22 protein-coding genes and 1 tRNA gene are annotated in these 24,413 nt (G+C 71.4%); 9 read left to right on the top strand and 14 right to left on the bottom strand.

The annotated features are described in order from the left end of the window. Positions 1-21: 21 nt before the first annotated feature. From polA to C5708_RS06885, 3 genes are all read right to left on the bottom strand, one after another. Positions 22-2,934: a DNA polymerase I gene (gene polA, locus C5708_RS06895; RefSeq protein WP_242919249.1), complete on the bottom strand. Its 2,913-nt coding sequence runs from the start codon at positions 2,932-2,934 to the stop codon at positions 22-24. A 38-nt stretch (positions 2,935-2,972) separates the two neighbouring features. Continuing rightward, positions 2,973-3,776: an isocitrate lyase/phosphoenolpyruvate mutase family protein gene (locus tag C5708_RS06890; RefSeq protein ID WP_242919247.1), complete on the bottom strand. Its 804-nt coding sequence runs from the start codon at positions 3,774-3,776 to the stop codon at positions 2,973-2,975. Between the two features lie 111 nt (positions 3,777-3,887). Further along, positions 3,888-4,175, bottom strand: coding sequence for a zinc-finger domain-containing protein (locus C5708_RS06885; protein ID WP_242919246.1), 288 nt, complete (start codon positions 4,173-4,175; stop codon positions 3,888-3,890). A gap of 128 nt (positions 4,176-4,303) precedes the next feature. Here C5708_RS06885 and C5708_RS06880 point away from each other — a divergent pair, with 128 nt between their 5' ends. Continuing rightward, positions 4,304-5,266: an ABC transporter ATP-binding protein gene (locus C5708_RS06880; RefSeq protein ID WP_242919244.1), complete on the top strand. Its 963-nt coding sequence runs from the start codon at positions 4,304-4,306 to the stop codon at positions 5,264-5,266. A gap of 123 nt (positions 5,267-5,389) precedes the next feature. Continuing rightward, positions 5,390-5,466: transfer RNA gene (locus C5708_RS06875), tRNA-Arg, on the top strand. Positions 5,467-5,483: 17 nt separating this feature from the next. Here C5708_RS06875 and C5708_RS06870 read toward each other — a convergent pair. The 7 genes from C5708_RS06870 to C5708_RS06840 all read right to left on the bottom strand — a co-directional run bounded on the left by C5708_RS06870 (position 5,484) and on the right by C5708_RS06840 (position 12,696). After that, positions 5,484-8,603, bottom strand: a complete 3,120-nt coding sequence (locus C5708_RS06870; protein WP_242919242.1) for a DUF748 domain-containing protein — start codon at positions 8,601-8,603, stop codon at positions 5,484-5,486. Positions 8,604-8,841: 238 nt separating this feature from the next. Continuing rightward, the gene (locus C5708_RS06865; protein ID WP_242919240.1) at positions 8,842-9,666 is read right to left on the bottom strand and encodes an anti-sigma factor; all 825 of its coding nucleotides are present in this window, start codon (positions 9,664-9,666) and stop codon (positions 8,842-8,844) included. Continuing rightward, positions 9,663-10,283: a sigma-70 family RNA polymerase sigma factor gene (locus C5708_RS06860; protein ID WP_242919238.1), complete on the bottom strand. Its 621-nt coding sequence runs from the start codon at positions 10,281-10,283 to the stop codon at positions 9,663-9,665. Before C5708_RS06860 ends, C5708_RS06865 begins: the two co-directional genes overlap by 4 nt. Before the next feature lie 31 nt (positions 10,284-10,314). Continuing rightward, positions 10,315-10,674, bottom strand: coding sequence for a cupredoxin family copper-binding protein (locus tag C5708_RS06855; RefSeq protein WP_242919236.1), 360 nt, complete (start codon positions 10,672-10,674; stop codon positions 10,315-10,317). 25 nt (positions 10,675-10,699) lie between these two features. Then, a complete protein-coding gene (locus C5708_RS06850) occupies positions 10,700-11,647 on the bottom strand; it encodes a metallophosphoesterase (protein WP_242919234.1) in 948 nt (315 codons plus the stop codon). Positions 11,648-11,724: 77 nt separating this feature from the next. Continuing rightward, positions 11,725-12,315 carry a cytochrome b gene (locus C5708_RS06845; RefSeq protein ID WP_242919232.1) on the bottom strand — a complete coding sequence of 197 codons (591 nt, stop codon included), beginning with the start codon at positions 12,313-12,315 and terminating at the stop codon, positions 11,725-11,727. 84 nt (positions 12,316-12,399) lie between these two features. Next, positions 12,400-12,696: a helix-turn-helix transcriptional regulator gene (locus tag C5708_RS06840; protein ID WP_242919230.1), complete on the bottom strand. Its 297-nt coding sequence runs from the start codon at positions 12,694-12,696 to the stop codon at positions 12,400-12,402. A 97-nt stretch (positions 12,697-12,793) separates the two neighbouring features. Here C5708_RS06840 and C5708_RS06835 point away from each other — a divergent pair, with 97 nt between their 5' ends. Continuing rightward, positions 12,794-13,279, top strand: coding sequence for a hypothetical protein (locus C5708_RS06835; RefSeq protein ID WP_242919228.1), 486 nt, complete (start codon positions 12,794-12,796; stop codon positions 13,277-13,279). Between the two features lie 25 nt (positions 13,280-13,304). Here C5708_RS06835 and C5708_RS06830 read toward each other — a convergent pair whose 3' ends face one another. Both C5708_RS06830 and C5708_RS06825 read right to left on the bottom strand, forming a co-directional pair. After that, positions 13,305-14,045, bottom strand: a complete 741-nt coding sequence (locus C5708_RS06830) for a hypothetical protein (protein WP_242919226.1) — start codon at positions 14,043-14,045, stop codon at positions 13,305-13,307. Between the two features lie 335 nt (positions 14,046-14,380). Continuing rightward, the gene (locus tag C5708_RS06825; protein ID WP_242919224.1) at positions 14,381-15,061 is read right to left on the bottom strand and encodes a hypothetical protein; all 681 of its coding nucleotides are present in this window, start codon (positions 15,059-15,061) and stop codon (positions 14,381-14,383) included. A 439-nt stretch (positions 15,062-15,500) separates the two neighbouring features. Here C5708_RS06825 and C5708_RS06820 point away from each other — a divergent pair, with 439 nt between their 5' ends. Next, positions 15,501-16,229, top strand: a complete 729-nt coding sequence (locus tag C5708_RS06820; protein WP_242919222.1) for an XRE family transcriptional regulator — start codon at positions 15,501-15,503, stop codon at positions 16,227-16,229. Between the two features lie 109 nt (positions 16,230-16,338). Beyond that, positions 16,339-18,507: an ATP-binding protein gene (locus C5708_RS06815; protein WP_242919220.1), complete on the top strand. Its 2,169-nt coding sequence runs from the start codon at positions 16,339-16,341 to the stop codon at positions 18,505-18,507. Between the two features lie 19 nt (positions 18,508-18,526). Here C5708_RS06815 and C5708_RS06810 read toward each other — a convergent pair whose 3' ends face one another. Beyond that, the gene (locus tag C5708_RS06810; protein ID WP_242919218.1) at positions 18,527-19,648 is read right to left on the bottom strand and encodes a hypothetical protein; all 1,122 of its coding nucleotides are present in this window, start codon (positions 19,646-19,648) and stop codon (positions 18,527-18,529) included. A gap of 492 nt (positions 19,649-20,140) precedes the next feature. On the opposite strand from C5708_RS06810, the gene C5708_RS06805 reads away from it, so the two are divergent. From C5708_RS06805 to modA, 4 genes are all read left to right on the top strand, one after another. Then, the gene (locus tag C5708_RS06805) at positions 20,141-21,151 is read left to right on the top strand and encodes a phosphotransferase (protein WP_242919216.1); all 1,011 of its coding nucleotides are present in this window, start codon (positions 20,141-20,143) and stop codon (positions 21,149-21,151) included. A gap of 76 nt (positions 21,152-21,227) precedes the next feature. Then, entirely contained in the window at positions 21,228-22,292 is a 1,065-nt protein-coding gene (locus tag C5708_RS06800) for an exo-alpha-sialidase (RefSeq protein WP_242919214.1), read from the top strand. A 37-nt stretch (positions 22,293-22,329) separates the two neighbouring features. After that, positions 22,330-22,926, top strand: a complete 597-nt coding sequence (locus C5708_RS06795; RefSeq protein WP_242919212.1) for a DUF2239 family protein — start codon at positions 22,330-22,332, stop codon at positions 22,924-22,926. Positions 22,927-23,142: 216 nt separating this feature from the next. Then, on the top strand, positions 23,143-23,922 hold the full coding sequence (modA, locus tag C5708_RS06790) for a molybdate ABC transporter substrate-binding protein (RefSeq protein ID WP_242919210.1): 780 nt from the start codon (positions 23,143-23,145) through the stop codon (positions 23,920-23,922). On the opposite strand, the gene C5708_RS06785 is transcribed toward modA, so the two are convergent. After that, positions 23,897-24,373, bottom strand: coding sequence for a hypothetical protein (locus C5708_RS06785; RefSeq protein ID WP_242919208.1), 477 nt, complete (start codon positions 24,371-24,373; stop codon positions 23,897-23,899). The two genes, modA and C5708_RS06785, sit on opposite strands and share 26 nt — an antisense overlap. Between the last annotated feature and the right edge of the window lie 40 nt (positions 24,374-24,413).

Raw genomic sequence — 24,413 nt, 5'->3', positions numbered from 1 at the left:
CGATCCGGCCCCCGCCCCGGCCTAGTGGGCTTCGTCCCAGTTGGCGGCGGCCCGCGCCTCGACCACCAGCGGCACCGAGATCTGCACGGCCGGCTCGGCCGCCCGCTCCATCACCCGGCGGATCACGGCGGCGGCCGCCTCGGCCTCGGCCTGCGGCGCCTCGAACACCAGTTCGTCGTGCACCTGCAGCAGCATGCGCGTCGCCAGCCCGGCCTGGACCAGGGCGTCCGGCATGCGGATCATCGCCCGGCGCATGACGTCGGCGGCCGCGCCCTGGATCGGGGCGTTGATCGCCGCCCGCTCGGCGAACTGCCGCTGGCCGACCGACTTGGCGCGGATGTCGGGGATGTTGACCTTGCGGCCGAAGATGGTGGTGACGAAGCCCTGCTCGCGCACCAGGGCCTTGGTGCGGTCCATGTAGTCGCGGATGCCGGGGAAGCGTTCGAAATAGGTCTTGATGTAGGCCGCGGCCTCGCCCTGGTCGATAGACAGCTGGTTGGCCAGACCGAAGGCCGAGATGCCGTAGACGATGCCGAAGTTGATCGCCTTGGCCCGCCGCCGGATCATCGGGTCCATGCCCTCGACCGGCACGCCGAACATCTCCGACGCCGTCGAGGCGTGGATGTCGAGGCCGGCCTCGAAGGCCCGCTTGAGCTGGGGGATGTCGCCGATGTGGGCCAGCAGGCGCAGCTCGATCTGGCTGTAGTCGGCCGAGATCAGCACGTGGCCCGGCTCGGCGATGAAGGCCTGGCGGATCTTGCGGCCTTCCTCGGTGCGGATCGGGATGTTCTGCAGGTTGGGGTCGGACGAGGACAGCCGCCCGGTGGTCGTCGAGGCCAGGGCGAACGAGGTGTGCACCCGGCCGGTGCGCGGCGAGATCGCCGCCACCAGGTTCTCGGTGTAGGTGCCGCGCAGCTTGGACAGCTGGCGCCAGTCGAGCAGCACGCGCGGCAGGTCGTGACCCTGGGCCGCCAGCTCCTCCAGCACCGAGGCGTCGGTGCCCCAGGCCCCGGTGGCGGTCTTCTTGCCGCCGGGCAGGCCCAGCTCGCCGAACAGGATGTCGCCGATCTGCTTGGGGCTGCCGAGGTTGAACGGCCGGCCGACGATCTTCTGGGCCTCGGCCTCCAGCTCGGCCATGCGCAGGGAGAAGTCGTGGCTGAGCCGGCGCAGGCGCTCGGGGTCGACCTTGACGCCCGCCCGCTCCATGTCGGCCAGCACCGCCGGCATCGGCCGCTCCAGCGTCTCGTAGACGGTGAGCAGGTTCTCGCGCGGCAGGCGCGGGCGCAGGTGGCGGTGCAGCCGCAGGGTGACGTCGGCGTCCTCGGCGGCGTAGGCCGTGGCCGGCTCCAGCGGCACGTGCTTGAAGCTCTTCTGCGCCTTGCCGGTTCCGGTCACCGACTTGAAGGGGATCGGCTCATGGTCGAGCCACAGCCTGGACAGCTCGTCCATGCCGTGGCCGTGCAGGCCCGCCTCCAGCACGTAGGAGACCAGCATGGTGTCGTCGATCGGACCGACCTCGATCCCATAGCGGCCGAGGACGGCGATGTCGTACTTGGCGTTCTGCCCGACCTTGAGCACCGCCGGGTCCTCGAGCAGCGGCTTCAGCCGGGCGATGGCCGCCTCCAGCGGGATCTGGTCGATGGGCTGGACCGCCTCCAGCAGCAGGCCGCCCTCTTCCGGCGCATGGCCGACCGGAATGTAGCAGGCCTCGCCCGGCGCCGTCGCCAGCGAGACCCCGCACAGGTCGGCGTTGGCCGACGACAGGGCGTCGGTCTCGGTGTCGAAGGCGACGACGCCGGCGGCGCGGGCCTTGTCGATCCAGGCGTCGAGCGTGGCCAGGTCGCGCACGCAGACATAGGCGGCGGTGTCGACCTGGGCCGGCGCCGTCGGGGCCAGAACCGCCGTCTCGCCGCTCATCGGGCGGGGCTTTAGGGTCGGGGCGCTGAGCGGTCGGGGCGTCCCGGCCGCCTTGGCCTCGGCCGCCGCCGCCACGCCGCCCGACACCCGCCGGGCCAGCGACCGGAACTCCATCAGGTCGAGGAAGGCGCCCAGGGTCGGGCCGTCCGGGTCGGCGACGGCCAGGGCCCCGACCGGCTCGGGCAGCGGCGTCTCGCAGTCCAGCCGCACAAGCTCGCGCGACAGGCGGATCTGGTCGGCGAAGTCGATCAGGGTCTGGCGGCGCTTGTCCTGCTTGATCTCGGACGCCCGCGCCAGCAGCGTGTCGAGGTCGCCGTACTCGTTGATCAGCAGGGCGGCGGTCTTGATCCCGATGCCCGGCGCGCCCGGCACGTTGTCGACCGAATCGCCGCACAGGGCCTGGACGTCGACCACCTTGTCCGGCGTGACGCCGAACTTCTCGAACACCTGCTCGCGGCCGATCTTGAGGTTCTTCATGGTGTCGAGCATCGACACCCGGTCGCCGACCAGCTGCATCAGGTCCTTGTCGGACGAGACGATCACCGCCTCGCCGCCGGCGTCGCGGGCGGCGCAGGCGTAGGCGGCGATCAGGTCGTCGGCCTCGTAGCCGGCCAGTTCGATCGCCGGCACGCCGAACGCCCGGGTGGCGTCGCGCACCAGGCCGAACTGCGGGATCAGGTCCTCGGGCGGCGGCGGGCGGTGGGCCTTGTAGGCCGGATAGAGGGCGTTGCGGAACGTCTTCTCGGAATGGTCGAAGATCACCGCCAGGTGGGTCGGCCCCTCGGGGTCGGCGCGCATGTCGACCAGCAGCTTCCACAGCATGTTGCAGAAGCCCTGCACCGCCCCCACCGGCAGGCCGTCCGACTTGCGCGTCAGCGGCGGCAGGGCGTGGTAGGCGCGGAACAGGTAGCCCGAGCCGTCGACCAGATAGAGCCGAACGCGCGGCCCGTCCTGGGCGGTCTCGCGCGGGGTGTCGTCAAGGGCGGCGGAAGCGGCGGGCGCGAGGGCGTCGGTCATGGCGCGAAGATAGGCTCTCCGCCCGTCCCGGTCACCCGTCAGCGGGCGGTGAAAAGCGCGTTGTAGTCGAACGGCCCGCCGCCGGCCGCCGCCAGGACGTCGGAATCGCCGTCCGCCAGGAAGGCCGCCGCCGCCGCCCGCGTCGCCGCCAGGGCCGCCCGCGCCGGGCCGGTGGCCGCGCTGAGCCGGCGCACGCCCAGGTCCTTGAGCGCCGCCGCCGCCGGCAGGCCGCCGAGGGCCATGACGTTGACCGGCAGGGCGACGCCCTCGACCACCCGCCGGATCTCCTCCGGCGCCGCGATCCCGGGAACGAACAGGCCGTCGGCGCCGGCCTCGGCGTAACGGCGGCCGCGCGCGACGCTCTCGGCCGCCGCCGCCTCGCCCTGGGCCAGCCGGCGCAGATAGACGTCGGTGCGGGCGTTGACGAACAGGGCCACGCCCTTGCGGTCGGCGACGGCGCGCACCGCCTCGATCTTGGCGCACAGGAGGTCGGGCGCCTGGCCCTGGTCCTCCAGGTTGACGCCCACAGCGCCGGCGTCGATCAGCCGGCCAACGTTCTCGGCCGCCGCCCGGGGATCGTCGTCATAGCCGCCCTCGGCGTCGGCGGTGACGGGGACGTCGACCACCCGCACGATCTCGCGCACCGTCGCCGCCAGGGCCTCGATCGGCAGGGCGTGGCCGTCGGCGTAGCCGTGCGACCAGGCCACCGCCGCGCTGGAGGTGGCGATCGCCCGCGCCCCCAGCGAGGCGATCAGCCGGGCGCTGCCGGCGTCCCAGGCGTTGGCGAGGATCAGCGGGTCGGGCCCGGCGTGGAGAGCGCGGAAGGCTGCGGCTTGGGTCATGCCGACAAGATAGTGGGGGAACGGCGATACGCCAGCGCGCGGCGTCAAGCATCCTGCAAGGCTGCCGCCACCCGCGCCGCGAAGCGGCGGGGGGTCGGCCCGCCGGCGCGCCTAGTGCCCGCCGGCGCCTTCGTAGACGCCGGGGGCCAGTTCCTCGTTCTCGTGGCCGTCCGCGCCGTGCGCCAGCACGAAGCGGCGGTCGCAATAGGGGCACTCGACGAAGTCTTCCTCGCCCATCTCCAGCCACACGCGCGGGTGGCCGAGGGCGCCGCCGACGCCGTCGCAGGCCACGCGGCGCGAGCGCACCGCCACCACTTCGGGGGCGGCGGCCGGGGCCTGGGCCTGACCGTCGGTGATCAGCGCGCGGCGGGCGGGTGTTTCTTCGGGATCGAGCGGCATGAACGGGGCTCGCGTCTTGGCAAGGGGTTTCGCCGCGCATACCTATGCGCCGGGCCGGACAGCGTCAATTCGGCCGTCGGCGCGACGCGCTTCAGCAGGACGCCGCAGACCATCCGGATCGAGCCCTCATGGACCTTCCCGAATTCGCCATCGAAGCCAAGGGCCTCGTCAAGACCTATCCGGCCACCAAGACCATGCCGGCCAAGCAGGCGCTGAAGGGCGTCGACCTGCAGATCCCGCGCGGCTCGATCTTCGGCCTGCTGGGCCCCAACGGCGCCGGCAAGTCGACCTTCATCAACATCCTGGCCGGCCTGGTCCGCAAGACCTCGGGCGAGGTCAGGATCTGGGGCCGCGACATCGACCAGCGGCCGCGCGACGCCCGCGCCGCCATCGGCGTGGTGCCGCAGGAGCTGGCCGCCGACGTGTTCTTCACCCCGCGCGAATCGCTGGACGTGCAGGCCGGCCTCTATGGCGTGCCCAAGGGCGAGCGGCGCACCCAGGAACTGCTGGGCGCCCTGGGCCTGGGCGACAAGGCCGACGCCTATGTGCGCCAGCTGTCGGGCGGCATGAAACGGCGCCTGATGGTGGCCAAGGCCATGGTCCACCACCCGCCGGTGCTGATCCTCGACGAACCCACCGCCGGCGTCGACGTCGAGCTGCGCCGCCAGCTGTGGAACTATGTGGTCGGCCTGAACCACCAGGGCGTGACCGTGGTGCTGACCACCCACTATCTGGAAGAGGCCCAGGAGCTCTGCGACACCATCGCCATCGTCAACCGTGGCGAGGTGGTGGCGTGCGAGCCGACCGGCCAGCTCCTGCGCCGGCTCGACACCCGCACCGTGGTGGTCACGCCCCAGGAAAGCCTGGCGGTCGTGCCCAATCTCGGCCCGTTCGAGGGTCGGCTGCGCCACGACGGGCGCCTGGCGGTGTCGTTCAAGAGCGGCGACGCCAGCGTCGAGGCCGTGCTGCAGGCGGTGCGCGCCGCCGGCGTGTCGATCAAGGACCTGGCCACCGAGGACCCCGACCTGGAGGACGTGTTCCTGGCCCTGACCTACGACAATCCCGACGCCCTGGACCCGACCCGCGACTGACCGGCCCTCGCGCCCGCCGCCCCGCCGACAGGCCGGCGCGGCCCTGGCCCACGAAAGGCGCCGCGCCTTGATTGCGCCGGCGCGGCCTTTCCGCTAGAAGGCCTGCCTCCGCCTCGCGGCCATGCACCCGTAGCTCAGCTGGATAGAGCGTTGCCCTCCGAAGGCAAAGGTCACACGTTCGAATCGTGTCGGGTGCGCCATAACATCCTGAACCGGACTATTTCAGCTTCAACTCGACCCTCGACCGCCCGGCCTCGGGCGTCGCGGCCGTTTCGGTCAGCATGAACACCCGGGCGGGGTCGATGCTCCCGCTCTTGAGCAGGGCGTCGCGAATGGCGGCGGCGCGGGTCGCCCCCAGCGCAGTCAGTTCGGCCGAGGACGGGTTGAAGGCGATCCGCAATTCCGACCGCATCTGCAGGGCCTCCTGCAGCTTGCGGCGATCCTTGTCCTTCAGCTCGGGACCGCCCTCGGCGGTCGCCGGCGCGCCGGCCGCTTCCGGCGCCTTGAAGGCCGGCTTCCGTCCCAGCTTGGCCTTGTAGAGGTCCTTCAGGCGGTCGTAGCGCTCGTCGGGCTTCAAGGCGGCCGGATCGCCCGGGCCGCCCTTCTTGATCTCCTTGGCCATCAGCGCCGCGTCGATGCGGGCGTCCGCCATTGCGGTGGCGTCGTCCTTGGTTCCCGCGCCGGCCGGAATGTCGAGCTTGAGTTCCGGCCGGTCCGCCAGGGCCTTGCCCAGCGCGCCCAGCGCCTCGCCCGCCCCCGCCGGCAACGCCGCCGAGCCCGGCGCGAAGTCGACGTACTGGGCCTTCTCGGCCCCGGCCGCCAGCGAACCGATCAGGCGGAACGGCGCGGTGATCGCCCGCTCGACCAGATTGCCGACCACCTTCCAGATGATCGGCCAGACCCGGAACTTGGGATCGTCCAGCGAGCCGGTGATCGGAACATCGAGGTCGATGACCCCGTCCTTGTTCTTGAGCAGCGCCGTGGCCAGCCGGACCGGCAGCGGCACCTTGGCCTTGCTCTCGGTCGCCTCGCCCCACTGCAGCTGGTCGATGACCACGTGGTGGTCCGCCTTCAGCGCCCGGTTCTCGATCTTGTAGCTGAACTCGGTGCTCAGCTTGCCCTTGGCGATGGCGTAGCCGGCGTAGCGTCCCGAATAGGGGTTGAACACCGGCAGCTCGATATTGCGGAACGCCACCCGCATGTCGGTGTGGCGGTCATAGGCCAGAACGTTCATGTCGCCCTTGATGGCGACGGGCGAATACGGGTCGATCACCTGGCCGGCCAGATCGAGGGTCGCCGCTTCGCCGGGGACGTTCGAGATATTGGTGACCGTGCCATGCAGCGCGTCGATCCGGGCCTGGAAATTGGGCTCGATCGAACGGTCGGCGAAGTTCAGCGAGCCGCCTTCGATGTCGAGGCGATGCAGGCGCACCATCATCGCCGGCCCCGCCGACGGCCCGGACGCGACGCGGCGGGGCGACGCCTTGGCCGCTGCCTTGCCCCGCCGCAGGACGTTGTCGAGGATCGGCGTCGCGGCCTGCGGCGCGGCGGCCGTCACCGGCTGTTCGCCGTCGGGGCCGAGCAACGGCGCGAAGTTGAACCGCCCCGTGGGCAGCACGGCGACGCTGCCCTGGGGACCGATCAGGTCGCCGCGAGCGACATCGACCTTGCCGGAACGGTAGTCGAGGCCGGTCAGCCTGAAGGCGCGCCAGGCCACCAGCGAGCTGTTGGTCACGGTCTCGGTGACGTTGAGATCGTCGATCGCCGCCTGTCCCCGGAACCGCGCCGCCGACACGTCGCCCCCCTTGAGATGCAGCTGGCCGGCGGCGCTGAGGCTGCCCGACTGCAGATCGAGTTGCGGATGCGGCGGCAGGTAGGGCAGCCCGGCGCGCAGCGGCAGGCCGGCCGCCGCCACCTTCAGGTCGGCGACGCCGGTGGCCGGGGTCGCCACGCCTTCGCCCCGCACCGTGGCCTTGCCGTCGATGCGGGCGTCGAAGCGCAGATCGACCGCCTGGGTCAGGTCCGTGCCGAGATTGCTGGCCGAGATGTTGATCGGCGTGACCTCGAACCGCGCCGCCGGGGTCGTCGCGCGGTCGTCGAACCGCAGGCGCGCCGAGGTCAGCGAGAACTTGGCCAAGCGCACGCTCCAGGGCGGCCCGGCCTCCTGCTTCAGTGCTGGCTTCGGACCGGCAGCCGGCGGCGGCGCCAACTGCATCAGGTTGATCCGCCCGTCGCGCTCACGGCGGACCGGCAGTTCAGCCTTGTCGATGGTCAGGGCGCCGAGGGTCACCGCGCGGCCGTTCAGATCGAACTTGGCGTCCGTCAGCTCCACGGCTGAGGTTCCGATCGCCTCGCCCGCCGCCGCCCCGGCGGCCGTCAGCCGCAGGCCGCGCAGGGTCAGTCGCGGGGCGCTTCCCCGCATCCGCCGCACGGCGCCGCCCTCGCTGGCGAAATCGACATGGCTCTGGTCGAGGTCGATCTGCTCGACCTTGGCCGCGCCGCGGAACAGCCTCTTGCCGTCGAGGGCCAGCCCGGCCAGCGACAGCTTGGGAACGTCGAGGTTCAGGCGCAGGCCCTCGCGGCCGTAGGCGAAATCGTAGGTCGCGCCCAGGTCGACGCGGCCGCCGGTCAGCGCGACCGGCAGGTCCGCGCCCAGGAAGTTCTGGATCGTGTCGCTCTGCAGCCCGGCGACGGTCAGGCGGCCGCGCGAGGCGATCGGGGCCATCGATAGGCCGCCCGTCCAGGCCAGGCTCTCGCCGCGCTCGCTGCGGGCGTTGAAGGTGAACTCGCCGCCCTTGGCCTGGTTGGTCTGGAAGTCCTTCAGGGTGAAACTGATCGGGGCGAGGATCTTTTCCGGCTTCTGCGCCAGGCTCTGGTCGGCGTAGACGACCTTGCCGCGATCGACGGCCAGGGTGGCGATCTGGACGGTCGGGCTCGGCCCCTTCGACGGCTTGCGCGACTGCAGTTCGGCGAGGTTCAGCGTCCGGTCGGGGCGGACCACCGCATGGACGTAGGAGCGCTCGATCCGGACCTCGTCGAAATGATAGACGCCGCGCAGCAGCCACAGCGGCGCGAAGCGCACGTGCAGATGGCCGACCGCCACCATCGGCCGCCCGGATTCCGGCAAGGCGAGGTCGCCGATGTCCAGGGTGAAGCGGAACGGATTGAACCGCACCTCGCCGATGGCCAGCGACTTGTCGAGATTGGTCCGCACCCAGCCCTGGGCCTGCGAGCGGACAAGCTTGGGGACCAGATAGAACCCCGCCAGCGTATAGGCGCCGAACAGCCCGGCGACCACGAGCCCGGCCAATATCCATTTGCGATACGGCGGGGACATGGGCGGCCTCATCTCGACACGACTTGCGCTTCAGGCAAGGGACGAAACCGACCGACCCTTCCGCAACGGCGGGGCGCTGACCGCCCATGGTCGACGATTCGACCACCCGCCCACAAGGGCGTCGGCCGCGAGCGCCGCCCTAGGGCCCGGACTCAATTGAGCCAGTAGGCGACGGTGGCGACGATGACGCCAGCCCGATCATCCACCGCGCCCTGGCCGGCCTGGGCGCGGGAGCCTCTCACAGGCTGGGCTGGCTCGCGAAGGTCCGGCGGAACAGCTCGAGTTCCTTGAGGTCCATGTCGGAAACCGCCCAGAACTCCAGCCCGCCGGCCGTCCAGCGCACCAGGCTGTAGCCGTCGTGCTTGGCGGCGACGCCGACCGGGAGCGTCAGGGCGCCGGCGGGCCGCACGAACAGGTTGATGGCGTGCAGCCGCCGCTTATAGACGATCACCGCCACCTCGCGCCCGTCGACATAGTCCAGCCGCCCTCCGACAAGGGGAAAGCCGAACGCGGCCAGCTCGGGGACGGGCGGCGCGAAGTCGATCTTGCCGTTGAACCAGGGCTTGACGACATGGCGGTTGGATGTCGCGACATCGACGAGATGGCTGTCGAGCGAGAGCGAGCGGACATGGCTGGCGACGAACTGGTCTTCGCTGTCGATCCCGGTCGTCCGCGGCAGGACGAGGACCGCCGCGGCGCTGAGGGCGAGCCCGGCGACCAGGCCTCCGCCCCAGCTCCGGCCGAACGCCATCGCCCCGCCCGCGAGACCGGCCCCGCGTCGTCGCGGGCGCGGCGAGGCGGGCTCCGGCGCCTGGCGCGCGGCGGCTTCACGCGCCGCCTCGGCGTCGATCATCGCTTCGATCCGCTCACGCAACGCCTCCGGCGCGGGGTGATCGAGTTCGGGGGCGGCGAGCAGGGCGCGCAGCGCGTCGATCCGGGCCAGCTCTTCGGCGCAGGCCGCGCACGACCGCAGGTGCGCCTCGAGCGCCAGCGCGTTGGCGGCGTCGAGTTCGCCGTCGGCGTGGGCCTGCAGCAGCAGCGACTTGTCGGGACATGCGGTCATGACTGGGCCTCCCACCGGTCTGCGCTCGACGGGAGCAGAAGCGCGCCCAGCATGGCGCGGGCGCGGGCGAGGCGCGACATCACCGTGCCGATCGGAACCTCGGTGATCGCGGCGATCTCCTTGTAGCTCAGCTCTTCCAGCTCCCGCAGGATCAGCGTCTCGCGGAACGGCTCGGGCAGGTCCTCTATCGTCTGTCGCAACATGGCGGCGTCCTGCCGTCTCGCCACCCCGTCCTCCAGCGACTCGGCCTGCGACATGGCCGCGGCGCAGTCGTCGGCCGCTTCGATCGGTTCGGCGCCGCGCAGCGGATCGCGGCGGCCGCCGACCATTTCGAGATGGCAGTTGCGCACGATCGCCAACAGCCAGGCCTTGGGATTGTCGCCGCGCCAGCGGTCGAACCCGCGAATGGCCCGCACGAAGGCGTTCTGCGCGATGTCCTCGGCGGCGGCGGCGTCGCGCGACAGATAGCGCGCGTAGCTGTAGGCGGCGTCCATGTGCGGAAGCATGATCCGCCGAAACTGATCGGCCTGGGTCCGGGCCTGGATCGGCTCGTCGCCGCGCGGACCCTCGCGCGAGCCGGACACCAGGCGGGGGCGGAAGAATCCGCGGCCGCTCATCGGGGTCCAACCTCGCGCTTCCACATCGTGGTCAACCTGCCTTGACGACGATCTTGCCGGTCATGTGCGGATGAAGCGAGCAGAAATAGGCGTACTCGCCGGGCTTGGTGAAGGTGAAGGTGAACTTGTCGTCGGTGTCCAGCGCCGCCGAGTGGAAGCTCTTGTCGTTGGCGGTCACCGTGTGGGGGTCTTCGTCGACGTTGGTCCAGGTCACCGTCGTCCCAGGCGCGACCGTCACCACCTGCGGCGTGAAGGCGAAGCCCTTGATCGCCACGGCCTGGACCTTGGCCGGCGTCGCGGCCTCGATCTTGGCCGTGGTGAACGCAACAGCGGGAACCGTCAGCGCCGCGACGAGGGCGGCGCGGCGCAGGATTGAGAACTTGAGGCGCATGGGCGGCTCCTGAGGAAAATGGGGGTCAGGCGAAGGCCTGGTCGATCAGGGCGATCGGCTCGCCGCCGCGCACGAAGCGGGCGGTGCGGATGCCGAGCATTGAAGGAAGCTGCTCGGCGGGCACCTTGAGCGGGCCCGGCGAGGGCGCCGCGCCCGGCGCGGGCTGGGGATAGGCGGTGGACCGCGCCGAGTGGAAGGAGACATTGCCTTCCACCTTCTGGATGACCTGGTGGATGTGGCCGTTCAGGACGGTGACCGAGCCGAAGCGCCGCAGCAGCGCCAGCGCTTGCGCGCTGTCGTCGGTGCCCCAGCCCCAGGCCTCGTAGACGGTCCAGAGCGGGATATGGCCGAACACCACGATCGGCGTGCTGGAGGCCTGGCCCGCCAGGTCGCTTTTCAGCCAGGCCAGCTGCTCCTCGCCGAGATGGGCCATGCCGCCGGGCTTCAGGTTGGCGACGTTGTTCAGCGCGACGAAGTGCACGCCGTCGTGGTCGAAGCTGTACCAGCCGGTTCCGTGCGCGCCCTTGCCGTAGCGCGCCAGGAAGGCCTTGCCCTGGCCCTCGTCGAGGAAATCGTGCTCGCCCGGCACATAGAAGACCGGCGCGCCGAGGCCGGACAGGATCTGCGCGGCGTCGTCGAACTGGGCGTCGGTCGACAGATGGGTGATGTCGCCGGTGTGGATGATCAGGTCGGGCTTGTCGGCCAGCGCCTTGATCTTCTCCACCGCCTCGATGGCGGTTCCCCGCGCGTTGGGGTTGGCGGCCTTGTCGAAGCCGATATGGGTGTCGCTGATCTGAAGGAAGGTGAACGGCCTGGCGCCGCCGGCTCGCTTGGGCGCGGCCAGCGCCGCGTCGAGGCTGATCGACGAAGCGACCCCGCCGGTCATGGTGTAAAGCGCCCCGGCCCCGGCCCAGCCGGCGCAACGGCCCAGCAGGCGGCGGCGGCTCATCCCGTCATCAAGATCGTCGGTCATCGGCTCGTTCCCCATAAACATGGCGTCCAAAGAGAAAGATCGGCCGCGGCGGCGGGCTATTCCCGAAAACGGCGAATTTATTTGCGAAGGGGTCGCCGGCCGGCCGGAAGCATCGTTCCCAGCACGCCGTCGCGCAGGACCAGGCCGTGGAACAGCGCGGCGCAGGCGTGCAGCCCCACAAGGATCAGCAGCACCGTAGCGCTCGCCTCGTGGACCGCATGAAACAGGTGCGACAAATCCTTGTCGCGGGCCATGACGGCGGGGACGGAAAGGCCGAGCAGCGGGAAAGGCTTGCCGCGCGCGACGCTCTGCACGAACCCGGTGACGGGCTGGACCGCCAGCAGCAGATAGAGCGCGTATTCGTTGGCGCGCGCGGCCCATCGCTGCATGCGCGGCGTCGACGACGGCAGGGCCGGCGTCCGGCCGCCCCTCACCTTCCAGGCGAGGCGCGCGAGCGTGACGGCCCAGACCAGCGCGCCGGCCGAACGGTGGATGGTCAGCAACGCCAGGGCGGCGTCGCCGTCGCTGGCCCGTTCCCGCGCCCAGATCGCTCCGAACAGCACGATCAGCAGGCCCAGGGTCAGCCAATGCAGCGCCATCGACAGGCCGTCATAGCGCGGCGCCCCCGAGGCGACGAGCGGGGCTCGGGGCGTTTCGGCATGGTCCATCGCGTCCTCCGGCTGAAGCGCGGACGTCCGCATCTGGGGCGAAGCGGCCATCCCACCGCCTTCAGGACCGTATCGAGCGGATTTTTATTCCCGCCGTCGCGCCCGATCGCCTGCCTGATCGGGCTCATGCCCGCCAGCCTCTTCGGGTCGCTTCAGCCGTACGCCAGGGCCCGCCGCATCATCCGCCATCTGAAAGATGACGCCGGCGGCCTCAAGCGCGCGGCGCACGGCCTCGACGTTGTCGACCGAGCTGCGGCCCGGCCCCACGGCGCTTTCCATTCGTCGGATCGTCGGCAGCGACAGACCAGCCGCTTCCGCCAGCCGTGGTCCGCTCCAGTCGACGAGGGCGCGCGCAGCCCGGATTTGAGCGGCCGTCAGCACGGAATGTTACTATTAGTAAAGTTCACGATATTTTTCGCTTGCCTAATAGTGTCGTGGATGATACTAAAGGAATAATACATGCTCTGGATCATAAGTCATGAGCTCACGTCGCAAGGCGGGGGATGCTGTTGCGCGCACGTCGCAGCCATCAAGACGCGCCGTATTTGTTGGCGGTTCGGCGATACCTGCGTTTGCAGTCAGCGCTGGCGCCGATCTCTCCATCGCCATCTGCCGTCGGTGGCTCATCGTCGAGGTTGAGCAGCGGCGTCTCCAGGCGGAATGGAGCAACCACGAAGCATGGCTGATAAAGCGGCGACGCTGGTTCCAACTGTCAAAGTCCGAACAGGCCACATTACCTGATGGCGCGAGACTCGCCGAGATCGATGCTCGGCTCGATGTGCTGGAAGCAGAAAGCCAAGCCCTGCTGAAGGCCATGCCGCCCACGCCCGCGGCCAGCTTCGAGGCGATCATCGCCAACCTGTCGGTCGCGGCCAAGCTGGTGTTCGAAGAAGACCACCCCCAAGCCCATGGCCTGATCACCCGCGCGGTCCGCGATCTCGCTGTCCTTTCCGGTCGGACGTGACTTGTCCTCCTGCGCGGACGGAGCGCTACAGGCGCGCGGGCAGGTCGGCGTCCGCGCCGGTGACCGCGACGGTCACGCCGTCCGCGTCGCGCGAGAGGAAGGTCAGGGTCCGCCCGTAGATCGGCACGGCGCGCGGAAAGTCGTGGTCGCCGATGGAGATGGCCGGCAGGCACCCCCGGCCGACGGCCTTGTCCCCCCAGATGTTGCGGTTGTCCGGCTGGAGCACGCACAGCTCGAACCGGCTGACCCCGGTCAGTTCGGCCCGGTTGCGGTAGAACAGGACCATGCTCACCGGCTCGCCGCCTGCCGGCGCGGTCGAGGCCGAGGCCGGCGACAGCGACAGCGGGCCGATGGCGCGGTCCTTGGAGCGCGGCTGGCGGAAGGCGGAGAACAGGAAGGGGTTGGCGTGGTTGAGATCGAAGAAGGTCTCGAACCGGCCGTCGCCGTCCTTGTCCTCGACGCAGCCGATCAGATAGCCGCCGCGCGGCCGTTCGAGCTCGCACGCCAGGCCGGGGCGGCCGGCCATGCCGACCATCCGCGTCCCCGCCGCCAGCAGCGTCTTGCCCTTGGCGGCGTCGACGGCGGGGCTGTCCAGCACGAACACCGTTTCGGGGCGGAAGCGGACCACGGGCGCCCATCGTCCTTCCGCGATGCGCGTCTCCTTGCCCGCCGGCTCGGCGACGGCGACCCAGGCCGCGAAATAGTTCGGCTTGTCCTGGGCGGTCGCGACGGCGGGGACCGCCGCCGCCCAGGCCAGGACGGCCATGAGCGCCGCGAGCCCCGAGCCGCGCGGGCCCCGAACCCCTCGCCGATCCGCAGGACGCCTCGAAAAGCCCATGCCTACCCCCTGAAATCCTGGCTTCGCTTCGGACAAGCGCCCCAGCCGCCGTCCGGAGATGCAGAGCAGCCTCCGGCGACCAGCCCGGCCATGCCCCCACGTCGCCGCCTTGCGCCCAGGCGCAACCTATCTTCCCGCCGGGGCGGCGGAAAGACGCGAACCGCGAAGGGGCCCTTGGAAGAAGCGCCCCGCCGCTCAAACGGACCTACCCAACCTGTCCCCCAGCGAGATGGGGCGATCGGCGATGAGACCCAGCAGACGTCCTACCGCCGCCGGACGGCGTCGATCTCGGCGGGGATCGCCTTGATGAAGTCGGGGTGGGGCTTGACGAAGCGGGGGTCTGGGCACGCCTGCTTGGCGATGGGGTCGTAGACCTTGTTCTGGTCGGCCAACTTGCCGCTGAACGCCCCGTAGCGGGTGTAGACGAAGCCGGTCGAGCCCAGCGCCAGATCGCCCTTCACGCCGCCGGGAAAGGGACGCACCCCCGGGGACGTCCTGCCTCTTATCGGCCGCGTCAGCACGGCGTTGAGGTTGCGGATCGCCTGGTCGATCTGGAGGACGAGCCCGGCGAGCTCCACAGGGGTGTTGGGATAGATGACGCAGGCCTTGCCCGCCGCGCCGTCGCCATGCCCGGGGCTGATGAGCTGGTAGGCGGCGTAGCCGGCGCTCTGCTTGTTGTAGGTGTCGACCGGCGCGAACTTGTGCGCCACGGTCTTGAGCAGCGGGCTGAGCGCCACGAACAGGCCCTCGATCTCGCCCGGCTGCACGCAGACATGCAGTTTCCAGCCCTGGACGTCATGCTTGGTGTCGCGGAATTCCCCGGGGATCTCTCCCTCCGCCCAGCCGGGGCCGCCGCCGTCGTCCGGGAAGATCGACTTTGCGGGCATGTCGGCGCCCATCCAGAACCACCAGCCCATCGCTTCATAATAGCCGAGCGGCGTCATCGCATCGCCTCCTTCCCTCGCCGCCTTCGCGCCGCGCAGACGGCGGGCGGCCAAAGCCATCGGAAAAACAGACGCGTCCCGCCCGGACATCGAACGCACGTCCGAGCTGGCGCCGCATGGCGGGCCGCCGGATCGACGGGACGTCTTGCAACCTATGGGACCCGCCGCCGGGTTTCCAGCCCACGGGACGCACGAGCTCTCCAGCGCGGACCTGCGCATTTGATTTTCCGATAGGCGAATCACCGTGCGCGGCCTCGTCCCGGGACGGCGGCGGCGACGGGATCGCGGGCCGCCCGGATATCGTTGGCGAAACGGGTTGCGGCGGGCCCGACGGCGACCGCGGCGGCGCCGCCGCGCCGCGACGCATGTTTCGTATGGTCCCATCTGGCCTATAATGGCCTGGTCGTCCCGACCGGACGGCGTCGAAGATGGACCGGGAATGCCCAGCAAGACCAAAGGATCGGCCGCGAACCTCGCCGACGAGGCGACCGAGAGCCCGCACCTGCGGCGCCTGGGCGACGCGCTGAAGCAGCTGCGCAAGCGCAACGGCTGGACCCTGGCCGAGATCTCCCGCAGATCCGGCCTGTCGATCTCGGCCCTGTCCAAGGTGCAGAACGGCCAGATGTCGCTGACCTACGACAAGCTGGTCGCCCTCAGCGCCGGCCTCGGCGTCGACGTCACCTACTTCTTCTCGCCCGAAGCCGCCGAGGCCGCCGCCGAGCCGGGGGGGCGGTCGATGGTGACGGGCCGCCGCAGCGTCCACCGCGAGGGCGACGGCGCCCGGGTCTCCACCCCGGTCTACGACCACACCTACCTGGCCTCGGAGCTGTCGCACAAGCTGATGGCCCCGATCCTGGTCGACCTCAAGGCGCGCACTCTCGAGGAGTTCGGGCCGCTGATGCGCCACCCGGGCGAGGAATTCACCGTGGTCATGGAGGGCCGCGTCGAGGTGTGCACCGAGTTCTACGCCCCGGTGGTGCTGGAGAAGGGCGACGGCATCTATATCGACAGCACCATGGCCCACGCCTACCTGGCGGCGGACGAGGGCCGCTGCCGCGTCCTGTCGGTCTGCACCTCGTCCGAGACCGAGATGAAGGAGGCGCTGATAACCCATGGCGACGACGCTCCCGGGCCGCGGGTGACGCGGGCGCCCCAGAACGCCGGCTAGGCTTTCCGCCGCCCGGCGCGCAGGATCGCGCCCGCTGGCGCAAGGGCTCAATCTTTCCTTCAAGGCTTGACGGGAGGATCGCCGAAGGGCCGAAAGCGAAGGGCGTTCCATGGCGGCTGCAATTCCGACGGGCCGTGACGGACCGGTGTGGTGGCGCAGCATCCTCGCATCGGCGCGCGACGTGCTGGCCGTCTCGCCCAGGCAGGCGCGCGGCCTGGGCGCGCGGCTGATGTTCTCCGGCGTGGTGTTCGCCGCCGCGCTTCCCTACGTGCCCTGGCCCATCCCGTGCGGCTGGATGGCGGTGATGGCCGCCCTCGCCGTCGCCGAACGCGGCGGCGGCCGGCCCGGCCTGTTCGCCTGGCTGCAGAGCGCCGGCTACGCCGTCGCCGGCTTCTACATCACCTTGGTCGAGACCGGCGCGGCCCAGACCTTCGGCGTCACGCTCTACGGCGTGGTGATGTTCGAGATCCTGGCCCACGACTATGTCCGGCCCAGGCGGCTGGTCACCAACCTGACGCCGATGCTGATCTCGATGGCGCTGATCCAGTCGGCCGCCTGCGTGTTCATGCTCGAGCGCCGCCAGCCCTGGCAGATCGTCACCGTGCTGGCCAACTCCTATCTGGTGTTCCGGGCCTTCCGCTCGGTGCAGATCGACCTGCTCCAGTCGCGCGACGGCATGGTCGAGGCCTCGGCCCGCGCCCTGGCCGACGCCCGCAGGATCCGCGAGGCCCACCGCGTCGCCCTGATGGCCGAGACCATGGCCGGGGTCGGCCACTGGCGCGTCGACATGGCCAGCGGCGTCATCACCTGGTCCGAAGGCGTCTATCGCATCTACGGCCTGGAGCCGGCGGCCGAGGCCCCCAGCCTCGACGACCAGCTCGCCCACTACGACCCGCCGGAACGCCGCGAACTGCGGGCCCGGCTGAAGGCGGCCGCGACGACGGGCGAGCCCTTCGAGCTGGAAGGCCGGCTGAGGCGGGCCGACGGCGCGGTGCGCCACGTCATCTGCCACGGCGCCGCCGAGCTGGGCGCGAGCGGCCAGGTGGAGACCATGTTCGGGGCCTTCATGGACGTGACCGAGGCCCACGCCCGCGAGGAGGCCTTGCTGGACGCCAAGCTGCGGGCCGAGGCCGCCGCCGAGGCCAAGGCCGAGTTCCTGGCCAATATGAGCCATGAGATCCGCACGCCGCTCACCGCGATCAACGGCTTCTCCAGCCTGCTCAGCGACATGGACGGCCTGCCGCCGCCGGCCGACGTCTATGTCCGGCGGGTGAACGCCGCCGGCCTGACCCTGCTGGCGGTGGTGAACGACATCCTCGACTTCTCCAAGCTCGAGGCCGGGCATGTCGCGCTCGATCCCAAGCCGTTCGCCCTGGCGCCGTTCTTCGACGACCTTGTCGCCATGTTCGCCGAACAGGCGCGGGCCAAGGGGATCGCCCTGCGGCTGGACATCGCCCCGGAGACCCCCGCCGTCCTCGCCGCCGACGCCGACCGGCTGCGGCAGGTGATCGTCAATCTGGTCGGCAACGCCGTCAAGTTCACCGACCACGGCGAAATCCGGGTGGCGGCCTCCTATCGCCCCGGGCAGGACCGGCTGGACGTCGCCGTCTCCGACACCGGCGTCGGCGTGCCGCCGGACAAGCAGGCCCGGCTGTTCCAGCGGTTCTCGCAGGTGGACGGCTCGGTCAGCCGCCGCCACGGCGGCACCGGCCTGGGCCTGTCGATCTGCAAGGGCCTGGTCGAGCTGATGGGCGGCGACATCGAGATGGCGCCCTCGCCCGGCGGCGGCTCGACGTTCCGCTTCCATGTCCTGGCCCCCCCGGCCGCGCTGGAGCCGTCGGCCGACGCCGCCGGCGCGGAGGCCGAGGCGCGGACGGACGTCGCGCGGGTGCTGGTGGTGGACGACCTCGCCGTGAACCGCGAACTGGTCCGCGCCATGCTCCAGGCGGTCGGCCACGAGGTCTTTGAGGCCGACAGCGGCGCGGAGGCCCTGCGCCTCGCCGCGGAACGGCGGTTCGACCTGATCCTCATGGACCTGCAGATGCCCGGCATGGACGGCTTCGCCGCCGCCCGGGCGATCCGCGGCCTGGCCGGCGGCAACCGGCGCACGCCGATCATCGCCCTGAGCGCCGACGTGCTGCCCGAACACATCCTCGCCGCCGGCGACGCCGGCATGAACGGCCATATCTGCAAGCCGATCTCCGTCGCCGAGCTGATCGGCGTCGTCGACCGATGGTCGCGGACCCGTCTCGACGACGACGCGGCGGCGACGGCCTGAGGCCGCGACGCGGCGACCGTCAGGCGGCCCGGGCCCTGGCCGAGCCGATCAGGCGCGCCAGGCCGAGCGTCATCAGCGGCAGGACGAAGACGGCCAGGAACAGATAGGCCAGCCAGCGATAGCCGTCGGCGATCAGGGCGACGAGGCCGATGCGCTCGGCCACGAAGATCGAGCCGATCAGGATGGCGGCGGTGACCGCCAGCCGGACGCGCCGGGACAACGGCGCCCGTCCGCCCGCCCGGCGGGCCTGGTCGATGCGCTCGTTGATGGCGTGCACCTGGCCCGCTCCGCTCTCCAGCAGGGCGGCGAAGATCATCAGCTGGAAGATCAGCCTGAACACCGGCGCGTGCAGTTGTTCGAGCAGGAAATCCGACGGCAGGGCGTGGTCGGATATGCCCGGATAGAAGGCGGTCATCGCCAGGAAGAACAGCACGGCCGGGGCCATGGCCAGCGGACCGGCCAGGACGCCGGCGACGACGGCGTCCCTGGGTCCGCGCATGTGGCGGACCACCGGCAGGATCACGGCGGCGCCGACGATGTTGTAGCCGGCGTAGGTCAGTCCCCCCGTCAGCCAGCCGTCGGAAGGGGCGGGAGCGGCCAGCGCGGCGGCGATCCTGTCGCCGAAGCGGGTCAGGGACAGGACCAGGAACACGCCGTAGGTGGCGTAGAGGAAGATCGAGACGTACTTGAACAACCCCTCGACCGACTCGTTGCCGAAGGTCGCCACGGCGGTGATCATGCCGATCAGGATCAGCGAGCCGACCAGGCTCGGCCAGTGGAACAGCGCCGCGCCGATCGCCCCCGCGGCGGCGGCGAACACCGCCAGGATGACGATCATCGCCAGGATGTAGGCGCCCTCGAACACCGGCCAGAAACGGCCGAGCAGATGGCTGAAGAAGGTCCGGTAATCCCGGCTCCCGGTCTTGAGCGCGAAGAGGAAGGCGACGGCGCACACCACGCTCCAGACCACCGTCGCCGTGGCCATGCCGGCCAGGCCGCCGAGCGGCCCGCTGGGCATGAAGAACGAGACCAGCTCGCGGCCGGTGGCGTAGCCGCCGCCGATCACCACCGCCTTGAACGCGAAGCCGGGCAGCAGCCAGCGGCGGAACCAGTCCGATCCCGAACCCGAACGCGAACCCATGCGCATTTCCCCCAAGGGCGCGACGCGGGCGCCGCCCCGCAAGGCCTCGCGCCCAGGTCTGTTCTTGTTATTTCCCAACATCCTTAGCGCGAGATTTTATCATTAGAAAGCGATTTTATTATCAGACAATCCCGGCGATGGATCGCCTCGGCGCTCTCCCCGTCGGCCGCTCCGACCCCTGACATCGAGGCGGTCTTTTCCCTTGCAGGCAAGGCGCGGCCGGCGACCGGACCCATTCGGAAGCTTGTTCGGAATCTCGCCTGGAAAACGGAAGATTCTTCCAGAACCGGCGCCTGGGCCGCGGGATAAGCCGGTTGTGCGCCGGCCGATTTACACCAGATGGAAAGATGCGGGGAAGGGCGAGGCGCCGCCGGGGCGGCGGCCGAACCTGCCCTGACACGGCCATCTCGCGGGCCCCTAATATTTACCCGGGTAATATTGACAGACGCGCCGCCTGGTCCGATAAGCCCCGCCCTGTCCAAGGAGCCCGCCATGACCAGCCTGCCGCCGGAGAAACGCGCCGCCGTCGCGCGCGGCCTGACCGCCGCCTTCGGCCCGGGGGCCGAGATCGACGGCCTGGTCCCGGTCGGCGGCGGCCTGTCGCGGGCCGACATCTTCCGCATCCGGGTCGGCGGCGTCGCCTACCTGCTGCGCATCGAGGCCGAGCGGACCCATTTCGGCGATCCCGCCCGGGGCTACGCCTGCATGCGCATCGCCGCCGACGCCTTGCTGGCGCCGCGCGTCCGCTACGCCTGCGCCGAGGACGGCGTGGCCATCCTCGACTTCATCCCCGAGCGGTCGCTGCTCCTCGACTACGCCGGAACCCGCGCCGACCTGATCGCCGAACTGGCCCAGGCCGCGCGCCTGCTGCACGCCGCCCCCGCCTTCCCGCCGCTGATCGACTTCCTGGACGGCATGGACGTCCTGATCGCCCAGCAGCGCGCCGCCAGCGTGCTGGACGACGCCGAGCTCGACGCGCCGCTGTCGCTCTACGCCGAACTGGCCCGGATCTACCGGGGCCTGGAGCCGGCGCCGGTCTCCAGCCACAACGACCTCAACCCGCGCAACATCCTTTATGACGGGCGGCGGCTGTGGCTGGTCGACTGGGAGGCGGCGTTCCTGGCCGACCGCTATTTCGACCTCGCCGCCCTGGCCAACTTCTTCACCGCCACGCCGGAGGAGGAGGTCCTGCTGCAGGCGACATACTGGAGCGCCCCGCCCCGGGAGGCCCAGGCCGCGCGCCTCTATCTCGCCCGACAGGTCAACCACCTCTACTACGCCCTGGCCTTCCTGAACCTCGCGGCGGCCGAACGCCCGGGACTGGCCGTGCGCGACGCCGGGCCGCCGCCGGTGCTGGCCGACCTTCACGCCGTCATGCGGGCCGGCGAACCCGTGCTCGGCTCCGCCGAAGGGCGGCTGGCCTACGGCCGGGCGAGGCTGGGCGCGGCCCTGGACGGCCTCCGCGATCCGCGCTTCGACGAGGCCGCCCGGCTGGCGCGCTGAACCCGGCGGTCCGAAGGGCGCCCCGGCTTCGCCGCGATCCGCCGGCAGACTGGGGCCCGGCCAGGACCTGTGAACCATGACGCCGCCGCCTCTCCCGCCGCCCGTGCGGCTGTTGCCGGCCCCCGCCGCCGTCAACCATGGCGGCGGCCTCCTGGGCCTTGGCGGCGAGGGCCTGCTGGCCTGCTGGTGGTCGGGCGCCAGCGAGGCCGGCCGCGACGTGGCCATCCTTTGCAGCCGCAGCGACGACGCCGGCCGCGACTGGAGCCCGGCCGCCCCGGCCTCGACGCCGGGGGCCCGGGCGGCCGGCGCCGGCGCGGCGGCCAAGAGCGTCGGCAACGTCGTCCTGGCCCGCGACGCGACCGGACGGGTGGTGATGATCTCGGGCGAGGTGCAGAGCCGCCGCCTGCTGGGCCTCGAGACCTGCCGCAGCTGGCGGTGCGGGCGGGTCGACTTCCGCGTCTCCGCCGACGACGGGCGCAGCTGGTCGCCGCCGACCCGCCTGGACGACCGGCCGGGGGCGCTGCCGCGCAGCCGGCCCCTGCACGTCGACGGCGTCGGCGACCTGCTGCCGGTCTATCGCGAAAGCGGAAGGCCGGCGGTGCTGGTCCTCGACCTGGCCGCCCTGGCCCCCGGCGCGCCGCCGGCCATGCGGGCCCTGCCCATTCCGACCCACGGCCCCCTGCTGCAGCCCAGCCTGGCCCCCCTGGGCGACGGCCGGGTGCTGGCGGCGATGCGCGACCGCCGGCGGCGGTGGGTGCATGTCTCGACATGGTCGCCGGGACGGCCGGCCTGGTCGGCGGCGGCGGCGACCAACCTCGCCAATCCCGGCTCGGCGGTGGAGGCCTTCAGCGACCGGCCGGGCCGCATCGTCCTGATCTATAATCCCGGACGACGGGATCGCCGGACTCTCAGCCTCGCCTTCTCGCTGGACGGAATGCGCTTCGCCAGGGGCTGCGACCTCGCCGGGGAGGGACGCTGGGGCCAGGCGGCCTACCCGGCCGTGGCCGAGATCGGCCCCGGGCGCTGGGGCGTGCTGTTCTCGGTCGAGGGCAAGCGCGAGATGGCCTTCGCCGTTCTCGACCGGGCCTTTCTCGACGCCTGCGCCGGCGACGCCGGCCTGCCTGGCATTTCACCCGGATGATTATTGCAGCCCCGACGCGCCGGGGCTAGAACGGGCCATGACCGACCCCTCCCGACCCTGCGTCGCCTATTGCGGCGCGCGGCGCATCGCCGCCGGCGGCATGGCCGAGGTGGCGCAGGCCGCCCGCCGCGCCCTGGCCGAAACCGGCGACCCGGTGCTGATGTTCGACGCCGTCACCGGCGAGCAGCTGGACGTCGAGACCCAGCCCGACGCGGCCGTCCCGCCGCCGGCGCGGGGACGCGGCCGTCCGCGCCTGGGCGTGGCCGCGCGGGAGGTGACGCTGTTGCCCCGGCACTGGGACTGGCTGGCGGCCCAGCCGGGCGGCGCCTCGGCCGCCCTGCGCCGCCTGGTCGAGGCCGCCTCGCGGGTCGACGACCCCAGGACCCGCCTGCGGCGGACGCAGGAGGCGGCCTATAGGTTCATGACGGTGATGGCCGGGAACCTGGAGGGCTTCGAGGAGGCGCTGCGGGCCCTCTACGCCGGCGACCGCGCCGCCTTCCTGGAGCGCAGCGACGGCTGGCCGACCGACATCCGCGACCAGGCGCGAGCCATGGCGGACCACGCCTTCGCTCCGTCGCCTTCCACGCGCGCCCTAGGCGGCGAGGCCGGAGGCGACGAAGCGGGACCCGCCTAAAAAAGCGGACCTCGGCATAGCCGAGATCCGCAGGAGATAGCCGGAGAGGGGATGGGCCGTCGCTGGGACGAAGCGGCCCGGGTATCCGACGAAACAATCTTAGCGCGAAAACGCGGATTCGCACAACGCGGCTTGCGTCATATCGGCGAGATTTGCAGCTTGCGCGCGCAGGCCGCCCTGCCATTGTCGCCGGATCGAAGGCGGAGGGGGCCGGCCATGACCCGATTCAACGCGATCCTGGCGGCCCTCGCCGCCTGGCTGATCGCGGCCCTGCCGGCGACGGCGGCCCCCCCGCCGGTGACCGTGTTCGCGGCCGCTTCGCTGCAGAACGCGCTGACCGACGCCGGCCAAGCCTACACCGCCAAGACCGGCGTTCCGATCCGCTTCAGCTTCGCCGGCTCGTCCGCCATCGCCCGCCAGATCGAGCAGGGCGCGCCGGCTGACCTGTTCATCTCGGCCGACGTCGAATGGATGGACTACCTGGCCCAGCGGCGACTGATCGTCGCCGCATCGCGCCGCGACCTGCTGTCGAACGACCTGGTGCTGATCGCCCCCAAGGACGCGCGCGCCACGCTGAGGATCGCCAAGGGCTTCCCCCTGGCCAAGGCCCTGGGGCCGGGCCGGCTGGCCCTGGCCGACCCGGCGACGGTCCCCGCCGGCAAGTACGCCAAGGCCTCGCTGACCGCGCTGGGCGTGTGGGATCAGGTCTCGGGCCGCATGGCGTCGGCCGAGAACGTCCGCGCCGCCCTGGCCTATGTCGCCCGGGGCGAGGCGCCGTTCGGGATCGTCTACGCCACCGACGCCGCCGTGGAGCCCAAGGTGCGGACGGTGGGAACCTTCCCCGAGGCCAGCCACCCGCGCATCGTCTATCCGGGCGCGCTCACCGCCGCCTCGCGCAATCCGGCGGCGGCGGGGTTCCTGGGCTTTCTGCAGGGGCCGGAGGCGACGGCGGTGTTCCGTCGCTACGGGTTCAATATCCTGGCGCGGCCGGGCTGAGCGGGCCCGGCGACTTTCCCGGCCAGACCAGATTGCCGTTGGGCGCGTAGGGCGTCGGCCACACGCGGCCGTATCCGCTCCAGCCGTAGGGGCCGTAAGGGCCGGCGCCCTGGTCGCCGTAGCCGGCCTCGTAGGCGTAGGCCCCGCCGCCGTAGCCGGGACGGCCCCACGGGCCGACCGCCGTCGAGGGATAGGGGCGGCCCTGGCCCCGGTCGGGACAGCCGACGCGGGCCCATTCGTCGCGGGCGGGAACCACCACGTGGGCGTAGCATTCGCCGGGACGCGCCCCCGCCGGCGGGGCGAAGCCCGGATCGACGGCGACGGGCGGCGGCCCCGGGGGGTAGGCCGGCGCCGGCTGCGGATAATAGGCCGTCTCCTGCGGCGGCGGCGTCGAGGCGCAGGCGCCGAGGGCGGCGACAAACGGAGCGAGCAGGGCCAGGCGGCGGATCATGGGCGTGCCTCATCGCGATCCGGCGAACAGCGCGGACGCC

Origin of the sequence: Caulobacter sp. CCUG 60055 (assembly GCF_022750545.1) — a bacterium.
In the GTDB taxonomy this organism is placed as follows: domain Bacteria; phylum Pseudomonadota; class Alphaproteobacteria; order Caulobacterales; family Caulobacteraceae; genus PUIC01.
Note: the sequence above shows the minus strand (reverse complement) of the source record. Positions and strands in the feature narration are given on the sequence as shown.

Bases quoted from the DNA above. Each gene is read 5' to 3' on its own strand.
- C5708_RS06890 (WP_242919247.1), bottom strand. From the start codon at position 3,776: ATGACCCAAGCCGCAGCCTTCCGCGCTCTCCACGCCGGGCCCGACCCG.
- C5708_RS06820 (WP_242919222.1), top strand. From the start codon at position 15,501: ATGCCCAGCAAGACCAAAGGATCGGCCGCGAACCTCGCCGACGAGGCG.
- C5708_RS06880 (WP_242919244.1), top strand. From the start codon at position 4,304: ATGGACCTTCCCGAATTCGCCATCGAAGCCAAGGGCCTCGTCAAGACC.
- C5708_RS06830 (WP_242919226.1), bottom strand. From the start codon at position 14,045: ATGGCCGTCCTGGCCTGGGCGGCGGCGGTCCCCGCCGTCGCGACCGCC.
- C5708_RS06835 (WP_242919228.1), top strand. From the start codon at position 12,794: ATGAGCTCACGTCGCAAGGCGGGGGATGCTGTTGCGCGCACGTCGCAG.
- C5708_RS06795 (WP_242919212.1), top strand. From the start codon at position 22,330: ATGACCGACCCCTCCCGACCCTGCGTCGCCTATTGCGGCGCGCGGCGC.
- C5708_RS06885 (WP_242919246.1), bottom strand. From the start codon at position 4,175: ATGCCGCTCGATCCCGAAGAAACACCCGCCCGCCGCGCGCTGATCACC.
- C5708_RS06785 (WP_242919208.1), bottom strand. From the start codon at position 24,373: ATGATCCGCCGCCTGGCCCTGCTCGCTCCGTTTGTCGCCGCCCTCGGC.
- C5708_RS06800 (WP_242919214.1), top strand. From the start codon at position 21,228: ATGACGCCGCCGCCTCTCCCGCCGCCCGTGCGGCTGTTGCCGGCCCCC.
- C5708_RS06815 (WP_242919220.1), top strand. From the start codon at position 16,339: ATGGCGGCTGCAATTCCGACGGGCCGTGACGGACCGGTGTGGTGGCGC.
- C5708_RS06810 (WP_242919218.1), bottom strand. From the start codon at position 19,648: ATGGGTTCGCGTTCGGGTTCGGGATCGGACTGGTTCCGCCGCTGGCTG.
- C5708_RS06855 (WP_242919236.1), bottom strand. From the start codon at position 10,674: ATGCGCCTCAAGTTCTCAATCCTGCGCCGCGCCGCCCTCGTCGCGGCG.
- C5708_RS06850 (WP_242919234.1), bottom strand. From the start codon at position 11,647: ATGACCGACGATCTTGATGACGGGATGAGCCGCCGCCGCCTGCTGGGC.
- polA (WP_242919249.1), bottom strand. From the start codon at position 2,934: ATGACCGACGCCCTCGCGCCCGCCGCTTCCGCCGCCCTTGACGACACC.
- C5708_RS06845 (WP_242919232.1), bottom strand. From the start codon at position 12,315: ATGGACCATGCCGAAACGCCCCGAGCCCCGCTCGTCGCCTCGGGGGCG.
- C5708_RS06825 (WP_242919224.1), bottom strand. From the start codon at position 15,061: ATGACGCCGCTCGGCTATTATGAAGCGATGGGCTGGTGGTTCTGGATG.
- C5708_RS06870 (WP_242919242.1), bottom strand. From the start codon at position 8,603: ATGTCCCCGCCGTATCGCAAATGGATATTGGCCGGGCTCGTGGTCGCC.
- C5708_RS06865 (WP_242919240.1), bottom strand. From the start codon at position 9,666: ATGACCGCATGTCCCGACAAGTCGCTGCTGCTGCAGGCCCACGCCGAC.
- C5708_RS06860 (WP_242919238.1), bottom strand. From the start codon at position 10,283: ATGAGCGGCCGCGGATTCTTCCGCCCCCGCCTGGTGTCCGGCTCGCGC.
- C5708_RS06805 (WP_242919216.1), top strand. From the start codon at position 20,141: ATGACCAGCCTGCCGCCGGAGAAACGCGCCGCCGTCGCGCGCGGCCTG.
- modA (WP_242919210.1), top strand. From the start codon at position 23,143: ATGACCCGATTCAACGCGATCCTGGCGGCCCTCGCCGCCTGGCTGATC.